The 22,377-nt window shown below is 73.9% G+C and carries 15 protein-coding genes; 7 read left to right on the forward strand and 8 right to left on the reverse strand.

Features of this window, described 5'->3' with window-relative positions; genetic code table 11:
* Position 1: 1 nt before the first annotated feature.
* Entirely contained in the window at positions 2-1,324 is a 1,323-nt protein-coding gene (locus CELGI_RS12905; RefSeq protein WP_013884575.1) for an arabinan endo-1,5-alpha-L-arabinosidase, read from the forward strand.
* A complete protein-coding gene (locus tag CELGI_RS12910; RefSeq protein ID WP_013884576.1) occupies positions 1,321-1,992 on the forward strand; it encodes a YesL family protein in 672 nt (223 codons plus the stop codon). Before CELGI_RS12905 ends, CELGI_RS12910 begins: the two co-directional genes overlap by 4 nt.
* Before the next feature lie 16 nt (positions 1,993-2,008).
* Here CELGI_RS12910 and CELGI_RS12915 read toward each other — a convergent pair whose 3' ends face one another.
* From CELGI_RS12915 to CELGI_RS12930, 5 genes are all read right to left on the reverse strand, one after another.
* Positions 2,009-3,019 carry a LacI family DNA-binding transcriptional regulator gene (locus CELGI_RS12915; RefSeq protein ID WP_041574743.1) on the reverse strand — a complete coding sequence of 337 codons (1,011 nt, stop codon included), beginning with the start codon at positions 3,017-3,019 and terminating at the stop codon, positions 2,009-2,011.
* Between the two features lie 107 nt (positions 3,020-3,126).
* A complete protein-coding gene (locus CELGI_RS12920; protein ID WP_013884578.1) occupies positions 3,127-5,073 on the reverse strand; it encodes a glycoside hydrolase family 127 protein in 1,947 nt (648 codons plus the stop codon).
* 128 nt (positions 5,074-5,201) lie between these two features.
* Positions 5,202-5,300, reverse strand: coding sequence for a 30S ribosomal protein bS22 (locus CELGI_RS16795; RefSeq protein ID WP_003792170.1), 99 nt, complete (start codon positions 5,298-5,300; stop codon positions 5,202-5,204).
* 181 nt (positions 5,301-5,481) lie between these two features.
* The gene (locus tag CELGI_RS12925; protein ID WP_013884579.1) at positions 5,482-5,724 is read right to left on the reverse strand and encodes a helix-turn-helix domain-containing protein; all 243 of its coding nucleotides are present in this window, start codon (positions 5,722-5,724) and stop codon (positions 5,482-5,484) included.
* 168 nt (positions 5,725-5,892) lie between these two features.
* Positions 5,893-7,068, reverse strand: a complete 1,176-nt coding sequence (locus tag CELGI_RS12930) for an acetoin utilization protein AcuC (protein ID WP_013884580.1) — start codon at positions 7,066-7,068, stop codon at positions 5,893-5,895.
* Positions 7,069-7,273: 205 nt separating this feature from the next.
* Between CELGI_RS12930 and CELGI_RS12935 the strand changes: the two genes are divergently transcribed.
* The 5 genes from CELGI_RS12935 (at position 7,274) to CELGI_RS12955 (ending at position 11,620) form a co-directional block, all read left to right on the forward strand.
* Positions 7,274-8,647, forward strand: coding sequence for a TrkH family potassium uptake protein (locus CELGI_RS12935; RefSeq protein ID WP_013884581.1), 1,374 nt, complete (start codon positions 7,274-7,276; stop codon positions 8,645-8,647).
* Entirely contained in the window at positions 8,640-9,341 is a 702-nt protein-coding gene (locus CELGI_RS12940; RefSeq protein ID WP_013884582.1) for a potassium channel family protein, read from the forward strand. Before CELGI_RS12935 ends, CELGI_RS12940 begins: the two co-directional genes overlap by 8 nt.
* A gap of 67 nt (positions 9,342-9,408) precedes the next feature.
* Positions 9,409-10,284, forward strand: a complete 876-nt coding sequence (locus CELGI_RS12945) for a PPK2 family polyphosphate kinase (RefSeq protein ID WP_049785651.1) — start codon at positions 9,409-9,411, stop codon at positions 10,282-10,284.
* Positions 10,285-10,393: 109 nt separating this feature from the next.
* Complete coding sequence (locus tag CELGI_RS12950) at positions 10,394-10,909, forward strand: MarR family winged helix-turn-helix transcriptional regulator (RefSeq protein WP_013884584.1); 516 nt, start codon at positions 10,394-10,396, stop codon at positions 10,907-10,909.
* Between the two features lie 75 nt (positions 10,910-10,984).
* Entirely contained in the window at positions 10,985-11,620 is a 636-nt protein-coding gene (locus CELGI_RS12955; protein ID WP_013884585.1) for an NAD(P)H-dependent oxidoreductase, read from the forward strand.
* A 4-nt stretch (positions 11,621-11,624) separates the two neighbouring features.
* Here the strand turns inward: CELGI_RS12955 and CELGI_RS12960 are convergent, their stop codons facing one another.
* The 3 genes from CELGI_RS12960 to CELGI_RS16800 all read right to left on the reverse strand — a co-directional run bounded on the left by CELGI_RS12960 (position 11,625) and on the right by CELGI_RS16800 (position 22,270).
* A complete protein-coding gene (locus tag CELGI_RS12960) occupies positions 11,625-13,751 on the reverse strand; it encodes an alpha-galactosidase (RefSeq protein WP_013884586.1) in 2,127 nt (708 codons plus the stop codon).
* Between the two features lie 158 nt (positions 13,752-13,909).
* On the reverse strand, positions 13,910-17,581 hold the full coding sequence (locus CELGI_RS12965; RefSeq protein ID WP_013884587.1) for an immunoglobulin-like domain-containing protein: 3,672 nt from the start codon (positions 17,579-17,581) through the stop codon (positions 13,910-13,912).
* A 108-nt stretch (positions 17,582-17,689) separates the two neighbouring features.
* On the reverse strand, positions 17,690-22,270 hold the full coding sequence (locus CELGI_RS16800; RefSeq protein WP_169315156.1) for an alpha-L-arabinofuranosidase C-terminal domain-containing protein: 4,581 nt from the start codon (positions 22,268-22,270) through the stop codon (positions 17,690-17,692).
* Positions 22,271-22,377: the final 107 nt, after the last annotated feature.

The following is a 22,377-nucleotide window of genomic DNA, read 5'->3' on the forward strand; positions in this document are numbered from 1 at the left end:
CGTGGCAGTCACCGACCCGGCCCTCCTCGACCTCGAGACCGCGGGCTGGGGGGCCGACCACGCCCACGACCCGACCGCGGTGCGCGACGACGACGGCACGTACTGGCTGTTCTCGACGGACGCGTACGCCGACGGACCCGTGCGCGGCGGCGTGCAGGTCCGCCGCTCGACCGACCTGGTCACCTGGACGTTCCACGGCTGGGCGCTGCCCGACGTGCCGACCGCCGCGGCCTCCTGGGCCGGTGCGGTGGGCCTGTGGGCGCCCGAGGTGGCGCGCGTGGGCGACGAGTGGCGCATGTACTGGTCCGCGTCGTCGTTCGGCTCGCGCACGTCGGCCATCGGGCTCGCGGTCGCACCGCACCCCGCCGGTCCCTGGACCGACCGCGGGCTCGTGGTCACCAGCACGCACGACGGCATCCGCGAGGGCGTGAGCCCGCACGGCGACGGCCCCCCGAACGCCATCGACGCGAACCTGGTGGTCGACGGCGAGCGGCACTGGCTGGTGTACGGCTCGTTCTTCGGCGGCCTGCACGCGCTCGAGCTCGACCCCGCGACGGGCCTCGCGCTCGCGCAGGGCCCGGGCGTGCTGCTCGCCCGCCGTCCCGCGGCCGTCGAGGGCGCGATCGAGGGCCCGTACGTGCTGCCGCGGCCGGGTGGCGGCTGGGCCATGCTCGCGTCCTGGGACTCGCTGTTCGACACCTACCACGTGCGCGCGGGCGTGGCGGACTCCCCCACCGGCCCGTACGTCGACCGGCTCGGCCGCGACCTGCGGGACGACGCGGGCACCGACGCGGGGACCCCCGTGCTGACCGGCCACCGCCTGCCCGGCGGACCCGGGCTGCGCGGACCCGGTCACGCCGCGGTGCTCACCGAGGCCGACCGTCAGTACCTGGTGCACCACGTGCGCGACGCGGACCGCCCGACGCACCACCGCGTCCAGGTGCGCCTGCTCGCGTGGACGCACGACGCGTGGCCCGTGGTCAGCCTGCTGCCGTGGGCGGGCACGGACCACGAGCGCACGCCCGCGACCGCGTGGCCCGACGACCCGGCCGTCCTGCGCGGCGCCTGGGACGTGCTGGACCTGTCGGCCGACCCGCGTGCCGTCCAGCCGACCACCAGCAGCACGCTCGAGGTCACGGACGTCGTCGCGCACGGCTCGGGCCGTTTCGCGTGGCGCTGGGGCGACGGCGCACGCGCCGAGGCCGTCGTCATGCCCGGGCTCGACCCGGTGCGCGCGCACCCCACGTGGACGTTCGGCGCCGTCGACGACCGCGGGCGCGTCGTCGCGGGCGTCCGGCACGCCGCGGCCGGTCCCACGCCATGACCGCGCCGACCGCGTCGGGCCGCGCATCGGCGAGGATCGTGCCCGTGGGCGACGAGGGGACGGGCTGGGCCGGGCGCGTCATGACCGGGCTGCGGTGGGTCGAGCACCTGGTGCTGGCCCAGCTCCTGCTGGTGCTCGGCACGCTCGCGGGCGGCGTGCTGCTCGGGCTGTTCCCGGCGCTCGACGCCGCGGGCCGGCTGCTCGCGCGGCTCACGACGGGTGACGCCTCGACCTCGGTGTGGCGCGACTTCTGGACCGCGTGGCGCGCGCAGTGGCGGCGCGCCAACACGCTCGGGGCCCCCGCGTGGGCGCTCGGTGCGCTCCTGCTGCTGGACGCCGGCGTGGCCGCCGCGGTGACCGGTCCCGCGGGCGCGGTGCTGCTCGCCGGGCTGACCGTGGTGGGTGCGTGGACCGCCCTCGTCGTCGCGTTCCTGGTGCCCGTCCTGCGTCGCTACGACGACGGTCTCGTGCCCACGTGGCGCTTCCTGCTGCTGGCCCCGGCCCTCAGCCCCGGCACGTCCCTCGCGGTGCTGGTCACGTTCGCCGCGGTCGTGCTCACGGCGTGGTTCGTGCCGCCCGTGGGCGTGCTGGTCGGCGCGAGCGCCGCGCTGCTCGCGTCGGGCTGGCTCGTCGACGCACGGCTCGACCGGATCGACGCACGCGCCTGATGCGCCGAGCGCGACGTCAGGCCTGGACCACCGCGGTCGAGTCGCGCGCCACGATCGAGTAGTCCGCGATCACCTGCTGGAACGGCCGCTCGTCGTCGGGGTCGTCGATGCGCGCGAGCAGCAGGTCCACGGCCGTGCGGGCGATCTCCTCGCGGCCCGGGTGCACGGTGGACAGCGTGGGGGCCGAGTACGCGGTCTCGTCGATGTCGTCGAAGCCCATGACCGCGACCTGACCGGGCACGTCGATGCGGCGTCGGTGCAGCTCGTGCAGCGCACCGAGCGCGAGCGCGTCGTTGAGCCCGAACACGGCGTCCAGCTCGACGCCCGCGTCGAGCAGGTGCGCCATGGCCTCGGCGCCGGTCGCGCGGTGCCACAGCCCCGCCTCGGCCACCAGCGCCGGGTCGAACGGGATGCCCGCGTCCTCGAGCGCGCGGCGGTAGCCCTGCACGCGCAGCGCCGCGGAGCCGACGCCCTCGCCGGGGTGCGCACCCACGACCGCGATCCGCCGCCGGCCCCGCTCGATCAGGTGCCGCGTCGCGGCTCGCGCCGCCTCGACGTTGCTCATGGTCACGTGGTCGGCCGGACCGCCGAAGATGCGCTCACCCAGCAGCACCAGCGGGTAGGCCACCACCGCGAGCTCGCCCACGTCGTCGGGACCCAGCGCGAGGGGCGAGTAGATGAGGCCGTCCGTGAACTGCCGCCGCTGCCCGGAGATGACCTCGAGCTCACGCTCGCGGACCGCGCCGGTCTGCTCGATGAGCACCGTCACCCCGCGCTCCTCGGCCGCACGGATCACCGAGTCCGCGAGCTCGGCGAAGTACGGCAGGGAGAGCTCGGGCACCGCGAGGCCGATCAGCCCGGTGCGACCGCGCCGCAGGTTCCGCGCGCTCACGTTGACCTGGTAGCCCAGCTCGAGGATCGCCTCCTCGACCTTCTGGCGCGTGGACTCCCGGATGTACGGGTAGCCGTTGATGACGTTCGAGACGGTCTTGACCGAGACCGACGCGCGCGCCGCGACCTCGTGCATCGTGACCGCACCGCCGCGTCGACCGCTCACCTTGCGCACCTTCCTGACCGGGGCCGCGTCACGCGTCGTCACGGGCGGCTGTGCCGAGCCTGGCAGAGCGTCGGTGGTCATCGCGTCACCGACGCGACGGGAACCCACACGCGCATCGCGCCGGGCGTGCGCTCACCCCACGCGTGGTACGGCACGAACGTCAGGTCGACCGGCGCTCCGCCCTCCCCCGGCGTCGGGCCGTCGGGCGTCCAGGGTGCCGCGGCCAGGGCCGGCGCGTCGGCGGCGGGCACGTGCACGCCGTGCGCCCGGACGGCGACAGGCACCTGCTGGGCCTGGCCCGGACCGGCCACCAGCGGGCTGCCCGCGACCAGGCGGACGTCCTCGACGAGCACGCCGTCCGGCAGGTCCGCCTGCTCGAGGCACAGCACCACGGGGCCACGGCGCAGCGCCACGCAGCCGCGCACCGCGTCGACCCGGGGGTGCGCCGCGAGCGGCACCACGGGCATCGGGAGGTCGAGCCGGACGTGGTGCACGGTCGCGCCGGGGTGCGCGTCGACCCGCACGTAGCCGTCACGCACGTCCACGGGGGCGGGCGTCCCGTCCACGACCAGCGTCACGGCCCCGGCGTCCGCCCAGCCGGGCACGCGCAGCGCGAGCGGCTCGACCAGCCCGTGCGGCGCCTCGACGTCCACGCGGCCGTCCCACGGGTAGTCGGTGCGCACCACGAGCCGCACGGCGGGCCGGTCGGCCGTGGCGGGCACGGCCACCTCACCCGCGCCGTACAGGTGCAGCGCCAGGCCGTGGTCGGACCGCGTCGCCACGTAGGCGTGCAGGCTCGAGGCGAGGCGGGCCAGGTTGGGCGGGCAGCACGCGCACGCGAACCACGGCAGGCGCCGGCCCGGCGCGTACTCGCTGGACCCGTCGTGGTCCGTGCGCAGCTGCAGCGGGTTGGAGTAGAAGAACGAGCGCCCGTCCCGGCCCAGACCGGCGGGCACCGCGTTGTAGAGCGCGCGCTCCATCGCGTCGGCGAACCGTCCCTCGCCCGTGAGCAGCAGCATCCGCCACGCCCAGTGCACCACGCCGATCGCGGCGCACGTCTCGGCGTACGCGCGCTCGGGCGACAGCTCGTAGGGGTCGCCGAACGCCTCGTCCTTGTGCCGGGACCCGATCCCGCCCGTCACGTAGGTGCGCGTCGCCTCGGCGTCGTCCCACAGGCGCAGCAGCGCGGCCCGCAGGTCGGCGTCGCCCGTCTCGGCGACCACGTCCGCGACGCCCGCCGCGAGGTACACCTGCCGCACCGCGTGACCCGCGACCTGCTGCGCGTCGGCCACCGGCACGTGGTCCTGGTGGTACGCGGCGGGGAACGGGCCCTCGCCGAGCGTGCCGTGCCCGCGCGCGGCCACCTGCCGCCGAGCCAGGTCGAGCCACCGCGCCTCGCCGGTCAGGCGCGCGAGCTCCACCAGCGCGGTCTCGACCTCGGGGTGCCCGCAGCAGCCGGGGTGGTCCTCGTCGAACCGCTCGTCGACCAGCTCGGCGAAGCGCCTCGCGACCGCCAGCAGGTCCGTGCCCCCGCCCGTGCGCACGCGCGCGACCGCGGCCTGGAGCAGGTGCCCCAGCACGTAGAGCTCGTGCCCCCACCGCAGGTCGGCGAACGCGTCGTCGGGGCGTTCGACCTGGACGTGCGAGTCCAGGTAGCCGTCCTCGCGCTGCGCGGCCGCCAGGAGGGCGACGGCGGCCCGCACGTCGGCCTCCCACGGCTGGTCGTGCGGGACGCGTCCCGCCTCCCACGCGACGGCCTCGAGCGTCTTGTGCAGGTCGGAGTCGGCGAAGTTGAAGCCGCGGTACGGCCCGTCGGCCTGCCCCGCCGCGATGCGCAGGTTCGTCAGGACGCCCGACGACTCGAGGTTCTCCCACAGGTGCGGGATCACCGCGGTGCGGTTGAGCTCCTGCCAGCGCCCGAAGAAGCCCTCGGGGGCGAAGCGCACGGCGTCGAACGGCAGGGGGCGCAGGCGTACGCCGCCGTCCCGCGGGACGCACGGGCCTGGCGACAGGGTCTCGACCACGGCCCGATCCTACATCGTTGTAGAACGGCGCGGGGCGGCGCGCCCGCCCGCGCGTCGCCGCCAACGACGGGAGGGCCCGGCCATCGCGGCCGAGCCCTCCCGTGCTGCGCTGCCGAGGCAGCGCGAGATCACTTCTTGTTGCGACGCTGGTGACGCGTCTTGCGCAGCAGCTTGCGGTGCTTCTTCTTGGCCATCCGCTTGCGGCGCTTCTTGATGACGGAGCCCATGGTCCACTCTCGCTTCCGGGTGTGGCCCGCGGTGAGCGGACCGGTGCTGGTCGATCGACGCGTGGTCCGGCGTCTCGTACGAGGCGCCCGGACTGGCGAGCCGTCGTTCGTCGAGTCGCCCACGCAGGAAAGTCCGGGGGCCCACCCTACGCGATCGAGGGGTCCCGCGGCGAACCGGGGCTCAGGACGTGCGGCGTGTGCCGTCCGCCGCGTCGGCGGCGGGCTGCGCACCGAGCCCGCCGGACATCGACGAGCGCAGGTAGTGGTCGAGCGCGTCCTGCGGGACGCGGAACGAGCGGCCCACGCGCACGCCGGGCAGCTCGCCCGCGTGCAGCAGCCGGTAGACCGTCATCTTCGAGACCCGCATGATCTCGGCGACCTCCACCACCGTCAGGTAGCGCACGCGGCCGGCCTGGTCGCTCATCGTCTCCCGCTCACCATCACTCGTCGTGCCCCGTCACCTCGTCGACGACGGGGCTGGGGCACACCCTAGTGGCGCGTGGTGACGGAGTGAAAGGGGTGACCAGAGTGAAACCGCAGGCCGCGCGCGCGACGTCACCCGGACGCCGCCGGCCCGCCCCGGCGGGCGGGCTCAGTCATGGTCCACGTCGAGGCCGAGCGTGGGGAACACCGCGGTGCGCGTCGCTCGGATGGCGCGGTCCACCTCGTCGGACGGGTCGTACCCCGAGTGCCACGTCCGGAACGCCGCGAGCGCACCGTCGGACATGCTCGCGGGGCCCTGCCGGCCGTACCTCTCGCGCGCATGCTCCTGCCACGCGGCCGGCACGGCCGTCGCGGGGTCGACGGGGCGGTGCGCGGCGATCGCGAGCAGGTGCGTCCACGCGCGCGGCACCACGTCGACGATCGCGTACCCGCCGCCCCCGAGCGCCACCCACCGACCGTCCGTGACCTCGTGCGCGAGCCCGTGCAGGCGTTCGGCCACCACGCGCTGCGCATCCACGCTCACCCGCAGGTGCGTCAGCGGGTCCATCACGTGCGAGTCGCACCCGTGCTGCGTGACCAGCACCTGCGGGGCGAACTCCCGCAGCACCGCGGGCACCACCGCGTCGAACGCGCGCAGCCAGCCCGCGTCGGACGTGCCGGCCGGCAACGGGACGTTCACCGCCGAGCCCGGTGCGTGGACGCCGCCCGTCTCGTGCGCGTGGCCCGTCCCCGGGAACAGCCGCCGGCCGGACTCGTGCACCGAGACCGTGAGCACGCGAGGGTCGTCCCAGAACACCGCCTGGACGCCGTCGCCGTGGTGCGCGTCGACGTCCACGTACGCGACGCGCTCGACCCCGCGGGCCAGCAGCGCCCGGATCGCCACGGCGGCGTCGTTGTAGATGCAGAAGCCCGAGGCGGCGCCGGGCATCGCGTGGTGCATGCCCCCACCCACGTTGACCGCGTGCAGGACCGCGCCGTCCAGCACCGCGAGCGCGGCGTCGGTGGTGCCCTGCACCACGCGTGCCGACGCCTCGTGCATCCCCGGGAACACGGGGTCGTCCTCGGTGCCCAGGCCGCGTGCGGCATCGGGTGTGCCGTCGACGTCCGCACGCCGGACCGCGGCGACGTACTCCGCCTCGTGCACGGTCTGCAGGAGCTCGTCGGACGCGGGCTGCGCCCCGACCAGCTGGGCGTCCTCGAGCACGCCCAGCTCGCGCGCCAGGCGCATGGTGAGCTCGAGCCGCTGGGGCGACATGGGGTGCCCGCGCCCGAAGTCGTACCGCAGCATCTCAGGGGTCCACACCACCCGGAGCAGCTGCGTCATGCGCCCACCCAAACACCGCGGCCGCGTGCTGTCGAACGGCGGCGCGCGCCCGAGCGGGCCGTCCGACGCACGTCCGAGCGGCGCGACGTGCCAGAGTGGCGCCAGCAGAGCGGTGCCGCGACGGGTGCGACGCGGACCGCCGGAGCCACGACGAGCGGGACGAGGGCGCGTGCGACGGACACGCACGCGCACGGCAGGAGGCCAGATGGCAGCGGGAGCGGGCGTGCTGTGGCGTGCGCGCGAGCTCGTCGACCGGTCCGCGCGGCAGTCGCCGGCACGGCTCGCGCTCGGCGTGTTCGCCGCGGTGATCGCGCTCATCACGGTGCTGCTCGAGGCGCCCTGGGCGACCGCGCACGGCGAGAGCGCTCCGTTCATCGACGCGCTGTTCACGGCCACGTCCGCGACCACGGTCACCGGCCTCGTCGTGGTGCCCACGGGCGAGTACTGGTCCACGTGGGGACTGGTCGTGATCCTGGTCGCGATCAAGATCGGCGGGCTCGGCGTCATGACGCTCGCGTCGCTGCTCGGCATGGCCGTCTCGCGCCGGATCGGCCTCACGCAGCGCCTTCTGGTCTCGTCCGAGACCAAGGTGACGCGGCTGGGCGAGGTCGGCTCGCTGGTCCGCACGGTCATCGTGACCTCGACCATCCTCGAGGTCGCGATCGCGATCGTGCTGCTCCCCCGGTTCCACATGTACGACGAGGACTGGGGCACGGCCGCGTGGCACGCGATCTTCTACGGCGTCTCGTCGTTCAACAACGCGGGGTTCGTGCCCACGCCCGAGGGGCTGTCCCCGTTCGTCTCGGACTGGTGGGTGCTGCTGCCGATCATCGTGGGCGTCTTCATCGGCTCGCTCGGCTTCCCGGTGATCCTCAACGTGGCCCGGAGCCTGCGCGAGCCCCGGCGGTGGAGCCTGCACGCCAAGCTGACGATCACCACGAGCCTCGGGCTGGTCGTCGCCGGCTCGGTGCTGGTCGCGGCGTTCGAGTGGACCAACGGCGGGACGTTCAAGGACCTGGACCCGTCCGGCACCGCGCTCGCGTCGCTGTTCGCGGGCGTCATGCCGCGCTCGGGCGGGTTCTCCACGGTCGACGTCGGGCAGATGCACGAGTCGACGTGGCTGCTGATGGACGCGCTCATGTTCGTCGGCGGCGGTTCCGCGTCCACCGCGGGCGGCATCAAGGTGACGACGCTCGCGGTCATGCTGCTCGCGATCGTGGCCGAGGCGCGCGGGGACCGCGACGTCGAGGCGTACGGCCGCCGCATCCCGCGCGACGCGCTCCAGGTGGCCATCGCGGTCTCGCTCATCTCCGCGACGTTCGTGCTCGTCTCGTCGTTGCTGCTGCTCGCCATGACGGGTGAACGCCTGGACACCATCCTGTTCGAGGTGATCTCGGCGTTCGCCACGTGCGGGCTGAGCACGGGGATCACGCCCGAGCTGCCCGACGGCGCCAAGTACGTGCTCACCATCCTGATGTTCATCGGCCGGACCGGCACGATGACGCTTGCGGCCGCGCTCGCGCTGCGCAACCGTCGTCGGGTCATCCGGCTCCCGGAAGAGAGGCCGATCATTGGCTGACACACGAGGTGCCGCCGCCACGCAGGGCGCGCCGCGCAACCCCAAGAAGGGCGCGGGCGTCCTGGTGGTCGGCCTGGGCCGGTTCGGCTCGGCGATCGCGGCGACGCTGGACCGGCTGGGGCAGGACGTGCTGGCGGTCGAGCGCTCCCCCGAGCTCGTCGCGCAGTGGGCCGGGCGCATCGCGCTGGTCGAGGCGGACGCGACCAACCCCGAGGCGCTCGAGCAGCTGGGCGCGCGCGACTTCCCCGTGGCCGTGGTGGGCGTGGGCTCCTACCTCGAGGCGTCGGTGCTCATCACCGGCAACCTCGTGGACATCGGCGTGCCGCAGATCTGGGCGAAGGCGATCAGCGCCGAGCACGCCCGCATCCTGCAGCGCATCGGCGCGCACCACGTGGTGCTGCCCGAGGCCGACGCGGGCTCGCGCGTGGCCCACCTGGTCTCCGGCAAGCTGCTCGACTACATCGAGGTCGAGGACGGCTTCACCGTGGTCAAGATGCGACCGCCCAAGGAGACGCAGGGCTTCACGCTCGCGCAGTCCAAGATCCGCGAGCGCTACGGCGTGACCGTGGTCGGCGTGAAGTCCCCCGGGCTGGACTTCCAGTACGCGACCCCCGAGACGCGCATCTCGCAGAACGACATCATCATCGTCTCGGGCCACGCGGACCTGCTGGAGCGCTTCGCGGCCCGCCCCTGAGGAGCCCGGGCGGCCGCCGGGCGCTAGCATCCGCGGGAGCACTCAGCGACGAGAGGCGGTGCAGGTCATGGCGGCTCGGAGGTCCGACGACGTGCTGGACGACGTGGTGCACGCGGTCCGCGTCCGGTCCGGGGTGCGCGTGGCCGAGCTCGACGCGTCCGCGACGCCCGGGTTCTCCGGCGACCGCGACGCCGGCGAGGAGCTGCTCGCCTCGATCGGCGAGCGCATGTCCGACGTGCAGGAGCGCCTGTTCGCGCACGGGCGCACGGGCGGTACGCGCTCCGTGCTGCTGGTGCTGCAGGGCCTGGACACCGCGGGCAAGGGCGGCATCGTGCGGCACGTGCTCGGGCTCGTGGACCCGCAGGGCGTGGCGCTGCGCTCGTTCGGACGGCCGACCCCCGAGGAGCTCGAGCACGACTTCCTCTGGCGCATCCGCAAGGCCCTGCCGCCGGCGGGCCGGATCGGCGTGTTCGACCGCTCGCACTACGAGGACATCCTGGTGCCGTCGGTCAACGGCACGGCCGACGCGGTCACGCTCACCGAGCGGTTCGCCGCCATCGAGGCGTTCGAGCGCGAGCTCGTCGCGGGTGGCACCAGCATCGTCAAGGTCGCGCTGTGGGTCTCGCGCGACGAGCAGTACGCGCGCCTGCGCGAGCGTCTCGAGCGACCGGACAAGCACTGGAAGTACTCGCCCGGCGACGTCGACGTGCGCGCCGCGCGTCCCGCGTACGAGGCGGCGTACGACGACGTGCTCGCGCGCTCGTCGTACGACGACGGCGTCTTCCAGGCGCCGTGGCACCTGGTCCCGGCCGACCGCAAGTGGTACGCGCGCCTCGCGGTGAGCGCCCTGCTCCTGCGCGCGCTCGACGACCTCGACCTCGACTGGCCACCCGCGACGTTCGACGTCGCCACCGAGCTCGCGCGTCTGGACGCCACCCGCTGACGCGCGCCCGATGTCAGCTGGTGGGCACAACGGCGTGCCGACCAGCTGACTGCATCCGGCGTGTGGTCAACCGGTTGACATCCGTGATGTCAACCGGTTGACTCAGGGCATGGACGGACACCACGCGAACCAGCAGGACGCGGCGGTGACCCGTGCGCCCGACCATCCCCTGGGCGACCGCGTCACGGTCACGCTGCACCACCTGGTGGACGTGCTGGACGAGTACGCCGACGCCGTCCTGGTGCGCGACCACGGCGTGAGCCTCAACCAGTACCTGTTCCTCGCGGTCCTGTCCGACCTCGACCGGCCCGACATCACGACGCTCGCGCGCTGCCTGCGCGTCACCAAGGCGGCGGTCAGCAAGCGCGTCGGCTCGTTCGTCGACGCCGGGTGGGTGACCACGTCCGCCGACCCCGCGCACGCCCGCCGGGTGGTGCTCGCCCTCACCCCCGCCGGGGCGGACCTGGTCGCGGTCGCGGGCGCACGGCTCGAGGACGAGTTCACGAACGCGTTCGCGCAGGTCACCGACGTCGACCTGACCGCGTTGCACACCGACCTCAAGACGGTGCTGGCCGTCATGCAGACCGCGCTGGCCCAGCGCGACCCGGGCTCGCCGCTCACCTGACCCCTGCCCCCCACCGGCCGACGACCTCGTCGAGCCGGCGACCCGTCCTGCCCACCCCCACCCGAAAGGCCCGCCATGCGCATCCTCGTCGTCGTCGGACACCCGTTGACCGGCTCGCTCACGCACGCCCTCGCCGCCGCCTACGCGCAGGGCGCCCGGAGCGCGGGCGCCGAGGTGCGGGTGCACGACCTGGCCGTCACGCCGTTCCCGCACGACCCGGCCTCACGCGCCGACCTGCGCGCGCCCGACGGCGACACCACGCACCTGGACCCCGCGGTGGCCGCACTGGTCGACGACGTGCGCTGGGCCGAGCACCTGGTGGTGCTGCACCCGCAGTGGTGGGGCACGTACCCGGCCGTCCTCAAGGCGTACCTGGACCGCGTCATGCTCTCGGGGGTCACGTTCCGGTACCGGAGCGGGAGCCTGCCCACGCGCCTCATGCAGGGGCGCACCGCGCGCACGGTGATGACCATGGACTCACCGGGGTTCTGGAACCGGTTCGCCTACCGCGACGCCGCGGGCGCGTCGCTGGGCCGGGCGACGCTCGCGTACTGCGGCTACCGGCTGACGGGGCGCACCACGTTCGCCAAGGTGCGGTTCTCGTCACCCGAGCAGCGCACGCGCTGGCTCGCCACGACGGCCCGGCTCGGCACGCGCGACGCGGCCCGACGGGGCGCCGCGCGGCCGAGCGCGGCACCGGTCCCCGCCTGACGCGTCACACCCGCGTCGCGGTGAGCAGCGCCGCGTGGTCCACCTCGAGCGCGGGCGACTGCACGCCGACGAGCGCGAGCGCGCGGCCCGTCAGGCGGACCGGCGCGCCCCACCACCGCGGGCGGTCCCACGCGTTGTGGGGCGCGTACGGACCGAACGGCGCCACCACGTAGGTCGCGTCCGGGTCGAGGCCCGGGAGCCGCACGCGACCCGGAGGCCACGTGGCGGGGCGCTCACGCTGCACCAGCGCGTAGATCGCGCGTGACGCGTCGGGCGCGACCACGCCGTGCAGCCACAGCCCGGCGTCCGGCACGTCGTCACGCACCGTGGTCCCGCCGTGCAGGAGCGCGCGCTCCTGCTGGTAGAGCGTGATCCACGCCGCGAGCTCGGCGCGCTCCTCCGGCGAGGCCTGCGTGAGGTCCCACTCGATGCCGAACGACCCGAGCAGCGCGGTCGCGGCCCGGAAGGACAGGTCGAGCACGCGCCCCGTGGTGTGCGCCGTGCGCGAGCCCACGTGCGATCCGACGAGCTCGGGCGGCAGCAGCTGCGCGGTCCAGCGCTGGATCTCCTGCCGCTCGTGGGCGTCGATGCAGTCGGACGCCCACACGCGGTCGGTGCGCTCGAGGATGCCGAGGTCCACGCGCGCCCCGCCCGACGAGCACGACTCGATCTCGAGCCCCGGGCAGTCCGCGCGGATCGCGTCCAGCAGCGCGTACACCGCGAGCGTGTGCGCGTGCACGCGCGGCGCACCCGCGGGACCCGCACCGGCCTCGACCAGGTCGCGGTTGTGGTCCCACTTCACGTAGTCCACGCCGTACTCACGCACCACGGCGACCACGCGCTCGCGCAGGTAGGCGAACACCTCGGGCCGGGACACGTCGAGCACCTGCTGGTGCCGCGCCTCGGGCGGCAGCCGGCCCGGCACCTGCAGGATCCAGTCCGGGTGCGCGCGCGCCAGGTCGGAGTCCGGGTTGACCATCTCGGGCTCGAACCACAGACCCAGCTGCATGCCCAGCGCGTGCACGCGTTCCGCGAGCGGCGTGAGGCCGTCGGGCCACACGTCCTCGTCGACGAACCAGTCGCCGAGCCCCGCGGTGTCGTCGCGGCGCCCGCGGAACCACCCGTCGTCGAGCACGTACCGCTCGACGCCCACGGCCGCCGCGAGCTCCGCGAGCTCGAGCAGCCGCGGGAGCGCGTGGTCGAAGTACACGGCCTCCCACACGTTGAGCGTGACCGGGCGCGGTGTCGTCGGGTGCTGCGGGCGCGCGCGCAGGAGCGCGTGGAACCGCCCCGCGAGCTCGTCCAGGCCGTCGCCGTACGTGCCGTACAGCCACGGCGAGGCGTACTGCTCGCCCGCGGCCAGCCGGACCTCACCGGGCAGCAGCAGCTCGCCGCCCGCCAGCAGGCGCGTCCCGTCGGGCATGCGCTCGGCCTGCGTGCGGTGGTTGCCGGACCACGCGACGTGCACGCCCCAGCACTCGCCGCGCCGGAACCCGGCGCCGGGCTCACCGGCGACCAGCACGAGCGTCGCGTCCGCGCCGGTGCGGCCGCGCCGACCCTCGCGCACGTGCGTGCCCACCGTGAACGCGTGCCGCTGCGGCGCGCGCTCCTTGGCCCACCGGCCCGCGAGGTCGAGGATCTCCCCCGCGTGCGCGGGCACCGGGAGCGCCGGCAGCAGCGCGTCGACCACGTAGCCGTCGGGACCGGAGTTGGTCAGCGTCGCGCGCGTGCGGACCACGCCCTGCGCGGTGAGCTCGAGCTCGAGCGTGAGGCGCAGCCCCGCGTGCTCGTCCTCGGCCGCGGCCAGCACGCGGCCGCCGTGCCCGCCCGCGTCCTCGACCTGCGTGTCCGTGACGACGAACGCGGGCGACCACGCGCCCCCGTCCCGGTGGCCCGCCACTCCCGGCGTGCCGAGCCAGCCGTCGGACTGCCCGGGCAGCACGCCGACCGGGCGCGGCGCGTCCACCTGTGCGCCCGCCAGCGGCACCTCGCTCGCGCGGACCAGGTCGGCGAGCAGCTCGGGCGGCAGCTCGCCCAGGTCGCGGCCCCAGTGCACGACGGTGGGCAGGCGGTCGTCGTCGGACGTCAGCAGCAGGCTCACGCCCGCGGCGCGCAGGTGGATCAGGCTCATGCCCCCATCCAACCGTGTGCACGCGTGCCCGGGGCGCAGGCGGGCCCGGTGCCCAGGGGGTCCCTCGACCCCTGGGCACCGGGCCCGCTTGCTGAGCGGTGGGCGCCCTCACCGGCGACCCACCGCCGTCCTCGTCCCGCCGCGGTGCGGCGGGAGGATCAGTACATCGCGGCGGCGCTCGCGGCCCGGACCACGAGCGTCGTCCCGACGCTCGACGGCTGGACCGTCGTCGACCCGAGGTACCGCACCTTGAGCGTGTACGTGCCCGCAGCGAGACGCGGCAGCGTCACGACGACCTTGCCGCCGCTGGTGAGGGTCGCTGAGCGCGACGTGAGGGCCTTGCCCCCGCGCATCACGGTCACCGCGACCTTCCCCGTGAGCTGGCTCGCCGGCACCGCGTTCGCGGTCACGGCCACGGACACCCGCGCGCCCTGGCGGGCCGTGACGGCCGGTGCCGAGGCGCTGGTCCGCGACGCGGCCCGCACCACCTTGAGCGTCACCGCACCCTGCGAGGTCAGGAACCGGCTGGTCCCGTCGTAGACCACCGTCAGGCGGTGCGTGCCCACGGGCAGGCGGGTGAGCGTGACCGTCGCGCGACCGCCCGAGAGCGTCCCGCTGCCGACCTTGGTGCTGCCCTCCAGGACGCGCACGGTGCCGGTGGGCGTGCCCGCGGTCGCCGTGACGGTCACCGCGACACGCGCGGTGGCGCCGTACGCGACGGGCGAGCTCACGACGCCGACCGTGCGGGTCGCGACGGGGAGCGTCCCGTCCACGGGGACCACCGCGGTGTTCGTGACCTCGGTGTTGCCCGCGACGTCCACCGCGCGGTAGGAGACCGTCGTGGCGGCGGAGCCGACCGTGACGGGGCCCGTGTAGGCCTGCCACGCGCCCGAGCCGATGCGGTACTCCGTGCGGGCCACGCCCGACGTGGAGTCCGCGGCGCGCACCGTGACGGTCCGTGCCGCGGCGTCGACGGTCGCCCGCGAGACCGGCGCGGTCGCGTCGATCGGCACGTCGAGCGTCACCGGCGTGGCCGACGTGCGGCCGGAGCCGTCGGTCGCGCGAGCCGCGACCACGTGCCGCCCGTCGCCCGTGACCGTCGCGGTCGCGGTCGCACCGTCGGTGGTGACCTCGGCGCCGTCGTCGACCGCGAGGCCCACGGACGCGATGCCCGCGGCGTCCTCGGCGTGCGCCGTGACGGCGACCGTCCCGGTCCGCCACCACCCTGCGAGCCCGTCGGCCGCGGGTGCGGGTGTCAGCGTGACCGTGGGGTCGGACGCGTCGGTCACGACGACCGTGACCGAGGCCCGCACACGCGAGCCCGCCGCGACGTCGCCCTCGACCACGAACTCGCCCGACGACGCGTAGTCGGCCGGGTCGACCGCGTCCCACGTGACGGCGACGTCGTCGGACGAGCCGTCGGCGTAGTGCACCGTCGCGGTCGACGGGAGCTGCGGGGCCACGCCCGGCTCCGTGGCGACCGTCTGCGGGTCGACCGACTGCACCAGCAGGTCGGGCTGGTAGGCCGCGAGCACGGCCTCGTACTCGTCCTGCGTGACCGGCAGCACCGTGCCGTGCCGCGGGCTGGAGGGCAGCACCGCGTTCGTCACGGCCGTCCACGTCCCCGACGCGATGTCGGTCGACTTGAACGCCATGTAGCCGCGACCGCCGTGATAGCTCGGCTGGTCGACGAACAGGTACCAGGCGTCCTCGTCGTTCGCCTTGAAGATCGTCGGACCCTCACCCGCGGAGAACGTGCCGCCCCACGGGTTGGGCTGGCCCTGCCCGACCTTCTCCTTGACGAGCTGCCAGCCGGGCGAGGTCGTCGTGGTCGGCAGCGTGCCGCTCACCGTGGCGAGCAGGTCCGACGAGCGCTCCTGCCGGACGAGCATGTACGCCTCGTCCTTGGTGAACCGGTAGTAGGTGCCGTCCTCCTCGATGACCGTGGAGTCGATCATGCCGAGGCCCGTGCCGCGCTTGACGTCGATCCAGGGCCGGGGCTCGCTGAACGTCACGAAGTCGCGCGTCGTGGCGTACATCATCCGGTTGTACGTCGTGGTGTAGGACCGGCCCGCCGTCTCGGTGGTCGGGTAGATGTTCGACGCCCAGAACACCACGTACGCCCCGAGGTCCGCGTCGTAGTACGCCTCGGGCGCCCACGTGTTGCCCGCGAAGTCGGACGAGACCTTGACGTGCCGCTGCTCCGACCAGCTCACGAGGTCCGTGGACTCCCACACCTCGATGTAGGTCGAGCCGTTCTGCTGCGCCTGCCCGAACGTGCGGCCGCCGTAGATCTTGAGGTCGGTGGCCAGCATGTAGAACTTGTCGCCCTCGGGCGAGCGGATGATGAACGGGTCACGCAGACCCCGCTCGCCGTACTCGGACGTGAGCACCGGCTCCGCGTCGTTGAGGTCCACCCACCTGGTCGGGTCGTCGCCCTGGCTCGCGCCGAGGTAGATCGACTCGCCGTCCGCCGTGCTCTCGCCCTCGAAGTACGCGAACAGGTACGCGTCGGGGTCGACGGTCTCCGGCAGGGCCGGGACGGTCGCGGTGAACGTCCGCGTCGCGGTCGCGGCGTCGAGCGTGCCCGTCGCCGTGAGCGTGACCGTGGCCGCGGGCTGGCCGTGCGCGGGGCGCTGCACCAGACCGGTCGCACCGATCACGGCCGGTGCGGACGACGTCCAGGCGAACGTCGAGCCGTTGTCGCCGGACGTCGGGAGCGTGAGGTTGCCGCGCACGTCGTCGAGGTTGACCACCTCGAGCGCCGCGAGGTCCTCGGCCAGCAGACCGGGCGCGTCCGGACGCTCCAGCACGACGACCGTGAACTGCTTGGTGCGCTGCTCCGCACCCCGCTTGACGGTCGCCGTCAGCGTCACGGTCGCATCACCCGATCCGGGCGCCGGCCGGCTGACGGCTCCCGCCGACGAGACGACCGTGGGGTCCGAGGACGCCCACGTGATGGTCGAGCCCGCGCTGCCCGTCGTGGGCAGCGACAGCGCGCTCGTGACCGCGGAGGTGTCGCCGAGCGTCAGCGCGGCCGTGTCGGCCGTCACGGCCGGGACCGTCACGTCGGACGCGAGCTCGGTGAGCTCGGCCCCGGTCAGCTCGCGGTCGTAGATGCGGAAGTCACGCATCTTGCCCTGGAACGACTTGTCGCCCGCCCACGCGGAGCGCCCCAGGAAGTTGTAGGTGCCGCCGTTGGCCACCTCGCTGGGCTTGACCGTGATCGCGGAGTTGCGCGCGACCTCCACACCGTCGTCGTACAGCACCGCGTAGCCGGGCGACGCCGGCGTGCCGCCGACGATCGTGTACGTGAGGTGCTTCCAGGTGTTGGTGGGCACGGCACCGGGCCGCGTCGTGTTCTGCTCGCCGGTGTAGGTCCCGGTCGTGATGGCACCACGCAGGCGCGCGCTCGAGTCGCTGCCCGTCACGAAGACGTAGCCGGTGCCCGCGCCGGCGGTCGCCGTGTTGCCCAGGTTGAACATGAAGTAGTTGGCGGTCAGACCCGTCGCGATGTTGACGTCGAAGTCGACCGTCACCGAGTCGAGCCCGGTCAGGAGTCCGTTCGGCAGCGCGACCGCGTTGCCGGCGCTCGAGGCGCCGCCCGAGAACGTGAACCCGTCACCGGCGTTCCACGTCGCGGCCCCGGTCACCGTGCCGTCGCGGCCGTGGCCCGAGGAGTCGGCGGCGACCGTGCCGCTCGTCTCGTCGAGCTTCCACCAGCCGACCAGGCCGTCACCCGTCGCGGCGCCGGCGGGCGTCGTGACCAGCGCCGTCGTGAGGGTCACGGCGGCCGCGGCCACCGCCCCCCAGAGGCGTCGTGCTCTCATCATGTGCTCCTTGGTGTGTTCCGGATGAGTCATGGCCGGGCGCAGCCGCCCGGGGGGTGGCGCGGGCCGCGACGTCGCCCGGGGGTGGACGTCACGGCCCGCGCGGGGTCAGCGCCGGACGACGAGCGACGTGGACGCCGACGACGCGGCGACCAGGGACGAGCCCGCGTAGGTCGCCTTCACGGCGTACGTGCCCGCGGCCAGCCTCGGCAGCGAGACCTTGGCCGTGCCCGTCGTCCCGAGCGTCGCCGTGCGGGTCGCGACGACCTTGCCGGCGCGCGTGACGACGAACGTCACCTTGCCGGTGAGCGTGACGCCCGCGGCGCTCGCGACCTTGGCGGTCGCGGTGCCGGCGGTGGTCGCGCGCACGGACGGCGCCGTGACCTTCGTCGTGGACGCGGCCTTCGTGACCGTGACCCGGACGGTGGTCGAGGACGCCGCGAACCGTGCGTCACCGCTGTACCGGACGGTCAGCGTGTGCACGCCCGGTGCCAGGTCCGGCCGGACCGCGATCGTCACGCCGCCGGACGCGAGCGTCCCGCTGCCCACCAGACGCGACCCGTCGAGCACGCGGACCGTGCCCGTGGGCGTGGCCGTGGACCCGGGCGCGCCGGCGACCGCGACCACGAGCGACCGCTTGGCCCCGTACGCGACCGTGGCGGGCTGCGCGAGCGCCGTCGTCGACGTCGCGGTCAGCGTGGCGCCGACCTTCGGCACCACCACCGACCCGGCCACCTCCGTGTTGCCCAGCGCGTCCACCGCGCGGAACCACACCGTGGTGGCGGCCGACCCGACCGTGACGGGCGACGCGTACGTGGACCAGGGCGCGGTGGCCGTGGTCCGGTACTCGATGCGCGCCACGCCCGCACCGTCGTCGGCCGCACGCAGCGCGACCGTGCGGGCGGTGGTGTCGACCGTCGCGTTGGAGACCGGCGCGGTCGCGTCGATCTTCAGCGTGAGCGTCTCGACCCCGGACACGTTGCCGGACGCGTCGGTGACGCGGGCCTGCACGGTGTGCGGGCCGTCGCCGCTGACCCGCACGGTCGCGGTGCCACCCGGCTGCGCGACCCACGCGCCGCCGTCCACCGCGAGCTCCACGGTCGCGACCTCGCGGTCGTCGGTGCCCTTCGCGGTGACCGTCGTCGGCTGCGCGTGGTAGCCGCGGACGGGTGTGCCGGACGCGGTGAGCGAGGCGACCTCGGGCGCCTGCTCGTCGGGCGTGTGCAGCCGCAGGAACGTGATCGAGTACGCCGGGAAGTCGTACGTGAAGTCCTGCGAGACGCCCGTGATCGTCCGCTCGACCGGGACCAGCCGGTCCGGGTCGGCCTTCGTGTTCATGTCGCCCGGACGGCCCACGATCTCGATCGCCTGCGCCTCGTCCGCGACCTCGACGTCCGACGTCGTGATGCGCGTGCGCTGCGCGGTGTCGGACGTGTTGACGACCTTCACGACGACGTCGCCCGTGCTGATGTCGCGCGTGACCACCTGGTACACGTCGGCCGGGACCTCGTCGTCGTACTGCATCTGCAGCTCGCCGTCGAGGTACAGCTCGATGTGCCGGCCCTGGACCACGACCTTGAGGTCGTACTCCTGGCCCGTGACGATCGTGCTGTTCTCGACCGCGGCGACCTCGTTGGCCGAGCCGCCCGCCGCCTTCTGCAGCGCCTGGCGGGTGTTGTTCCAGCCGCCCAGGTTCCACCAGTAGTAGCTGTTGGAGCCCGTCGCGGCGAAGCCGACCAGGAAGCCCTCCGAGCCGGAGACCTTGGTGCCCGTGAGCTCGAGCGTGTAGTTGTCCCAGTCCTTGCTGTACGCACCCGTGACGATCGAGCGCGCGTCCGTGACCGAGGTCGAGGACTGCCGGTACTTGCCGTCCGTGACGGCCCACGTGCCGGTCTGCGGGCTCCACTGCGACGCGTCGGTGAAGTCGTCGGAGAACAGCACCTCGTCGGTGTCGTTGTCCGTGACCACCACGTCGTCGTAGTCCGCAGCCGTCGACCAGGTCGACAGGAACACCCCGCCCGTCAGGTCGGGCACCGCGTCCGCCGAGACCTCGTACGTGCTGGGCACCACCTGGTCACCCTTGTTGGTGCCGAACAGCTGCTGCACCCAGTAGTTGACCGAGCCCCAGGACTCGTCGTTGTCGTACCAGATCGCGTCCGGCGACCACTGCACGTAGCTCTCGTTGGCGAGCAGCGGTGCGTAGGACGCGAGGCGCACGACGTCGGAGTTGCGCTCGATGGCCGTCATGTAGGACGCCTCGGCGAGCGCGTTCCACAGGGTGTTGCCCTTCGACGCGTACTCCCCGAGGAACACCGCCGGGCCCTCGCGGTCGTAGGAGTCGTACCGGTCGTTGTTGGTCAGGAACCAGTCCGGGTCGTTGTAGTAGTGCTCGTCGACCAGGTCCACCTTCTGCGCGCGGTTGAACGCCCACAGGGTGTCGAACCGGGAGCCGGTGTCGTCGGGGCCCGAGTTCGAGATGATCTCGATGTCCGGGTAGCGCGCCACGATCGCGTCACGGAACTTGGGGAAGTTCGCCTCGAACGTGGTCGTGTTCTCCTCGTTGCCGAGGCCGATGTACCGCATGCCGAACGGCTCGGGGTGACCCAGCTCGGCGCGCACGGCGCCCCACTGCGTGTCGACGTCGCCGTTGGCGAACTCGATCAGGTCGAGCGTGTCCTGGACCCAGCGCTGGATCGACGCGTCGTCCTTCATCTCCGGGATGGTGCTGCCGCAGCCGTTGGCGCCCACGGACAGGACGGGCAGCGGCGTGGCGCCCAGGTCCTCGGCGAGCTCGAAGTACTCGAGGTAGCCGATGCCGTAGGACTGGTTGTAGCCCCAGAAGTTCCAGTTGGTCGCGCGCTCCTCGACCGGACCGATGGTCTCCTTCCACTGGTACGTCCGGCGGCGGTCGACGTAGCCCGACTCGACGTAGGACTTGAACGTCCCGACGTTGGTCACGCAGCCGCCCGGGAACCGGACGAACGAGGGGTTGAGCGCCTCGATCTTCTCCGCGAGGTCCTTGCGCAGCACCGACCTGCCGTTGACCGGGCCCACCCACGTGTCCTGCGGGAACAGCGACACCATGTCGAGCCGCAGCGTGCCCGCGGCGCCCGCGAGCACCGCGAGGCGGCCCGCGTCGGTGGTCTGCTGCGCGGTGAGCATGACCGTGTACTGCTTCCACGTGTCGGAGCCGTCCACTGCCACGGTGCCGCTCGCGAGCACGCCGGTGCCCGCGACGTCCTCGACCCGGACCGTGAGGTCCTGCGCGGCGGTCGTGCGCGCCCACACCGAGAAGTCGTACTTCTTGCCCGCCTCGACCGCGACACCCGAGTTGTAGCTCGCGTTCCGGATGCCGCCGCCCGCACCCGTCGCCGCGAGGCGCAGGTAGTAGCGGTTCGTGTCGTTGAGCCGGTTCGCGTCGGTGACGACCGTCGCGAGCGTGCCCGCACCCGCGCCGCGCGCGACCGTCTCCCAGCCGGTCATGCCGGTGAAGGAGGAGTTGTCCGAGGAGTTGAACTCGAACGACCGGTTGCGCACCAGCTCGGCGTACAGGCCGCCGTCTGCCGCGTAGTTGATGTCCTCGTAGAAGATCCCGTAGAGGTCCTCGGAGATGTCGATCGTGGTCGCGTCGCCGTCGATCGCCAGGAGGCCCTCGCCGTCCGCCTGGTACTCGAGCGTGAGCAGCACGGCGTCGGCCTCGTCGCCGAGCGTGAGCACGCCGCCCGCACCCAGCCCCACGTACGCGCTGTCGTCCGCGAGGCGCAGCACCAGCCCGCCGCCGCCCGCGTCGGTCAGCCGCAGCTCGGCCGGCGCCGCGCCCGTCGCGCCCACCGCCAGGTGGTCGCCCTCGACCACCACGGGCAGGTCGCCGTCCCGCGTGCGCAGCGTGATCACACCGTCCTGCGCGCCCGCGGTCGGCACCAGGCCGAGCACGTTCGTCGGACGCGCGTCCGTCAGCGCGAGCGCCCCGTCGTCGGCGACGAGGTAACGCGGTCCGCCGTCCGCGTGCAGCGTGAACGGCCCGCTGGGCGTCACGTCGGCACCGTCGGAGGCCGTGACGCCGAAGCTGTCGAAGACGGCCGTGTGCGCCGTGCCGTCCTGCGCGGCGAGCGCGTACAGGCCCACCGCTGTGATGTCGAACGCGATGGTCTGGGAGGCCGCGACCACCCAGTCGGTCCCGTCCCAGTAGCTCGTCGTGAGCGTGTCGCCCGTGCGCTGCAGGCGCAGCGTCTCGGACGTCGACCCCGGTCGGTCCTCGAAGTCCACCGCGGAGAACGAGCCCGCGGTCTCGGTGTCGGTCTCGATCGCACGGGCCGACGGCGAGAGCGTCCCGACGTACGTGAGGCCCGCGCGGACGTAGTTGTCCATGTCCGACCACGCGATCAGCCCGGCGCCCTGGTACACCTTCGAGACCGGAGCGGTCACGCGCGTGACCGCCGTGAAGTCCCCGTCCGGGATCGGCACCATGAACACGTTCTTGGCCGTGTTGGTGGTCTGCCACGTGTCACCGGACTGCGACGTCAGCGTCAGCGCACCCGGGTTGCTGCTGAGCGACCAGGCCGAGGCCACCTCGGCGGTGATCTGCCAGCGCGGGTCGAGCGTCGTGGAGGAGAACGAGTCCGTCCACTCCTGGTCCGGCGGGTCCGCGGCCGCCGCAGGTGCCGCGAGCGCTGCTCCGGACGCGACCACCGCGAACCCGGCAAGCCCGGCGACCCACCGCGCGGCCGGTCCTCGGGAGCGTCTTCCCCCAGGTCCCTGGTCCCGTCGGCGCACAGGGGCGTGTGGAATCATCATCG

This window comes from Cellulomonas gilvus ATCC 13127, assembly GCF_000218545.1.
Classification (GTDB): domain Bacteria; phylum Actinomycetota; class Actinomycetes; order Actinomycetales; family Cellulomonadaceae; genus Cellulomonas; species Cellulomonas gilvus.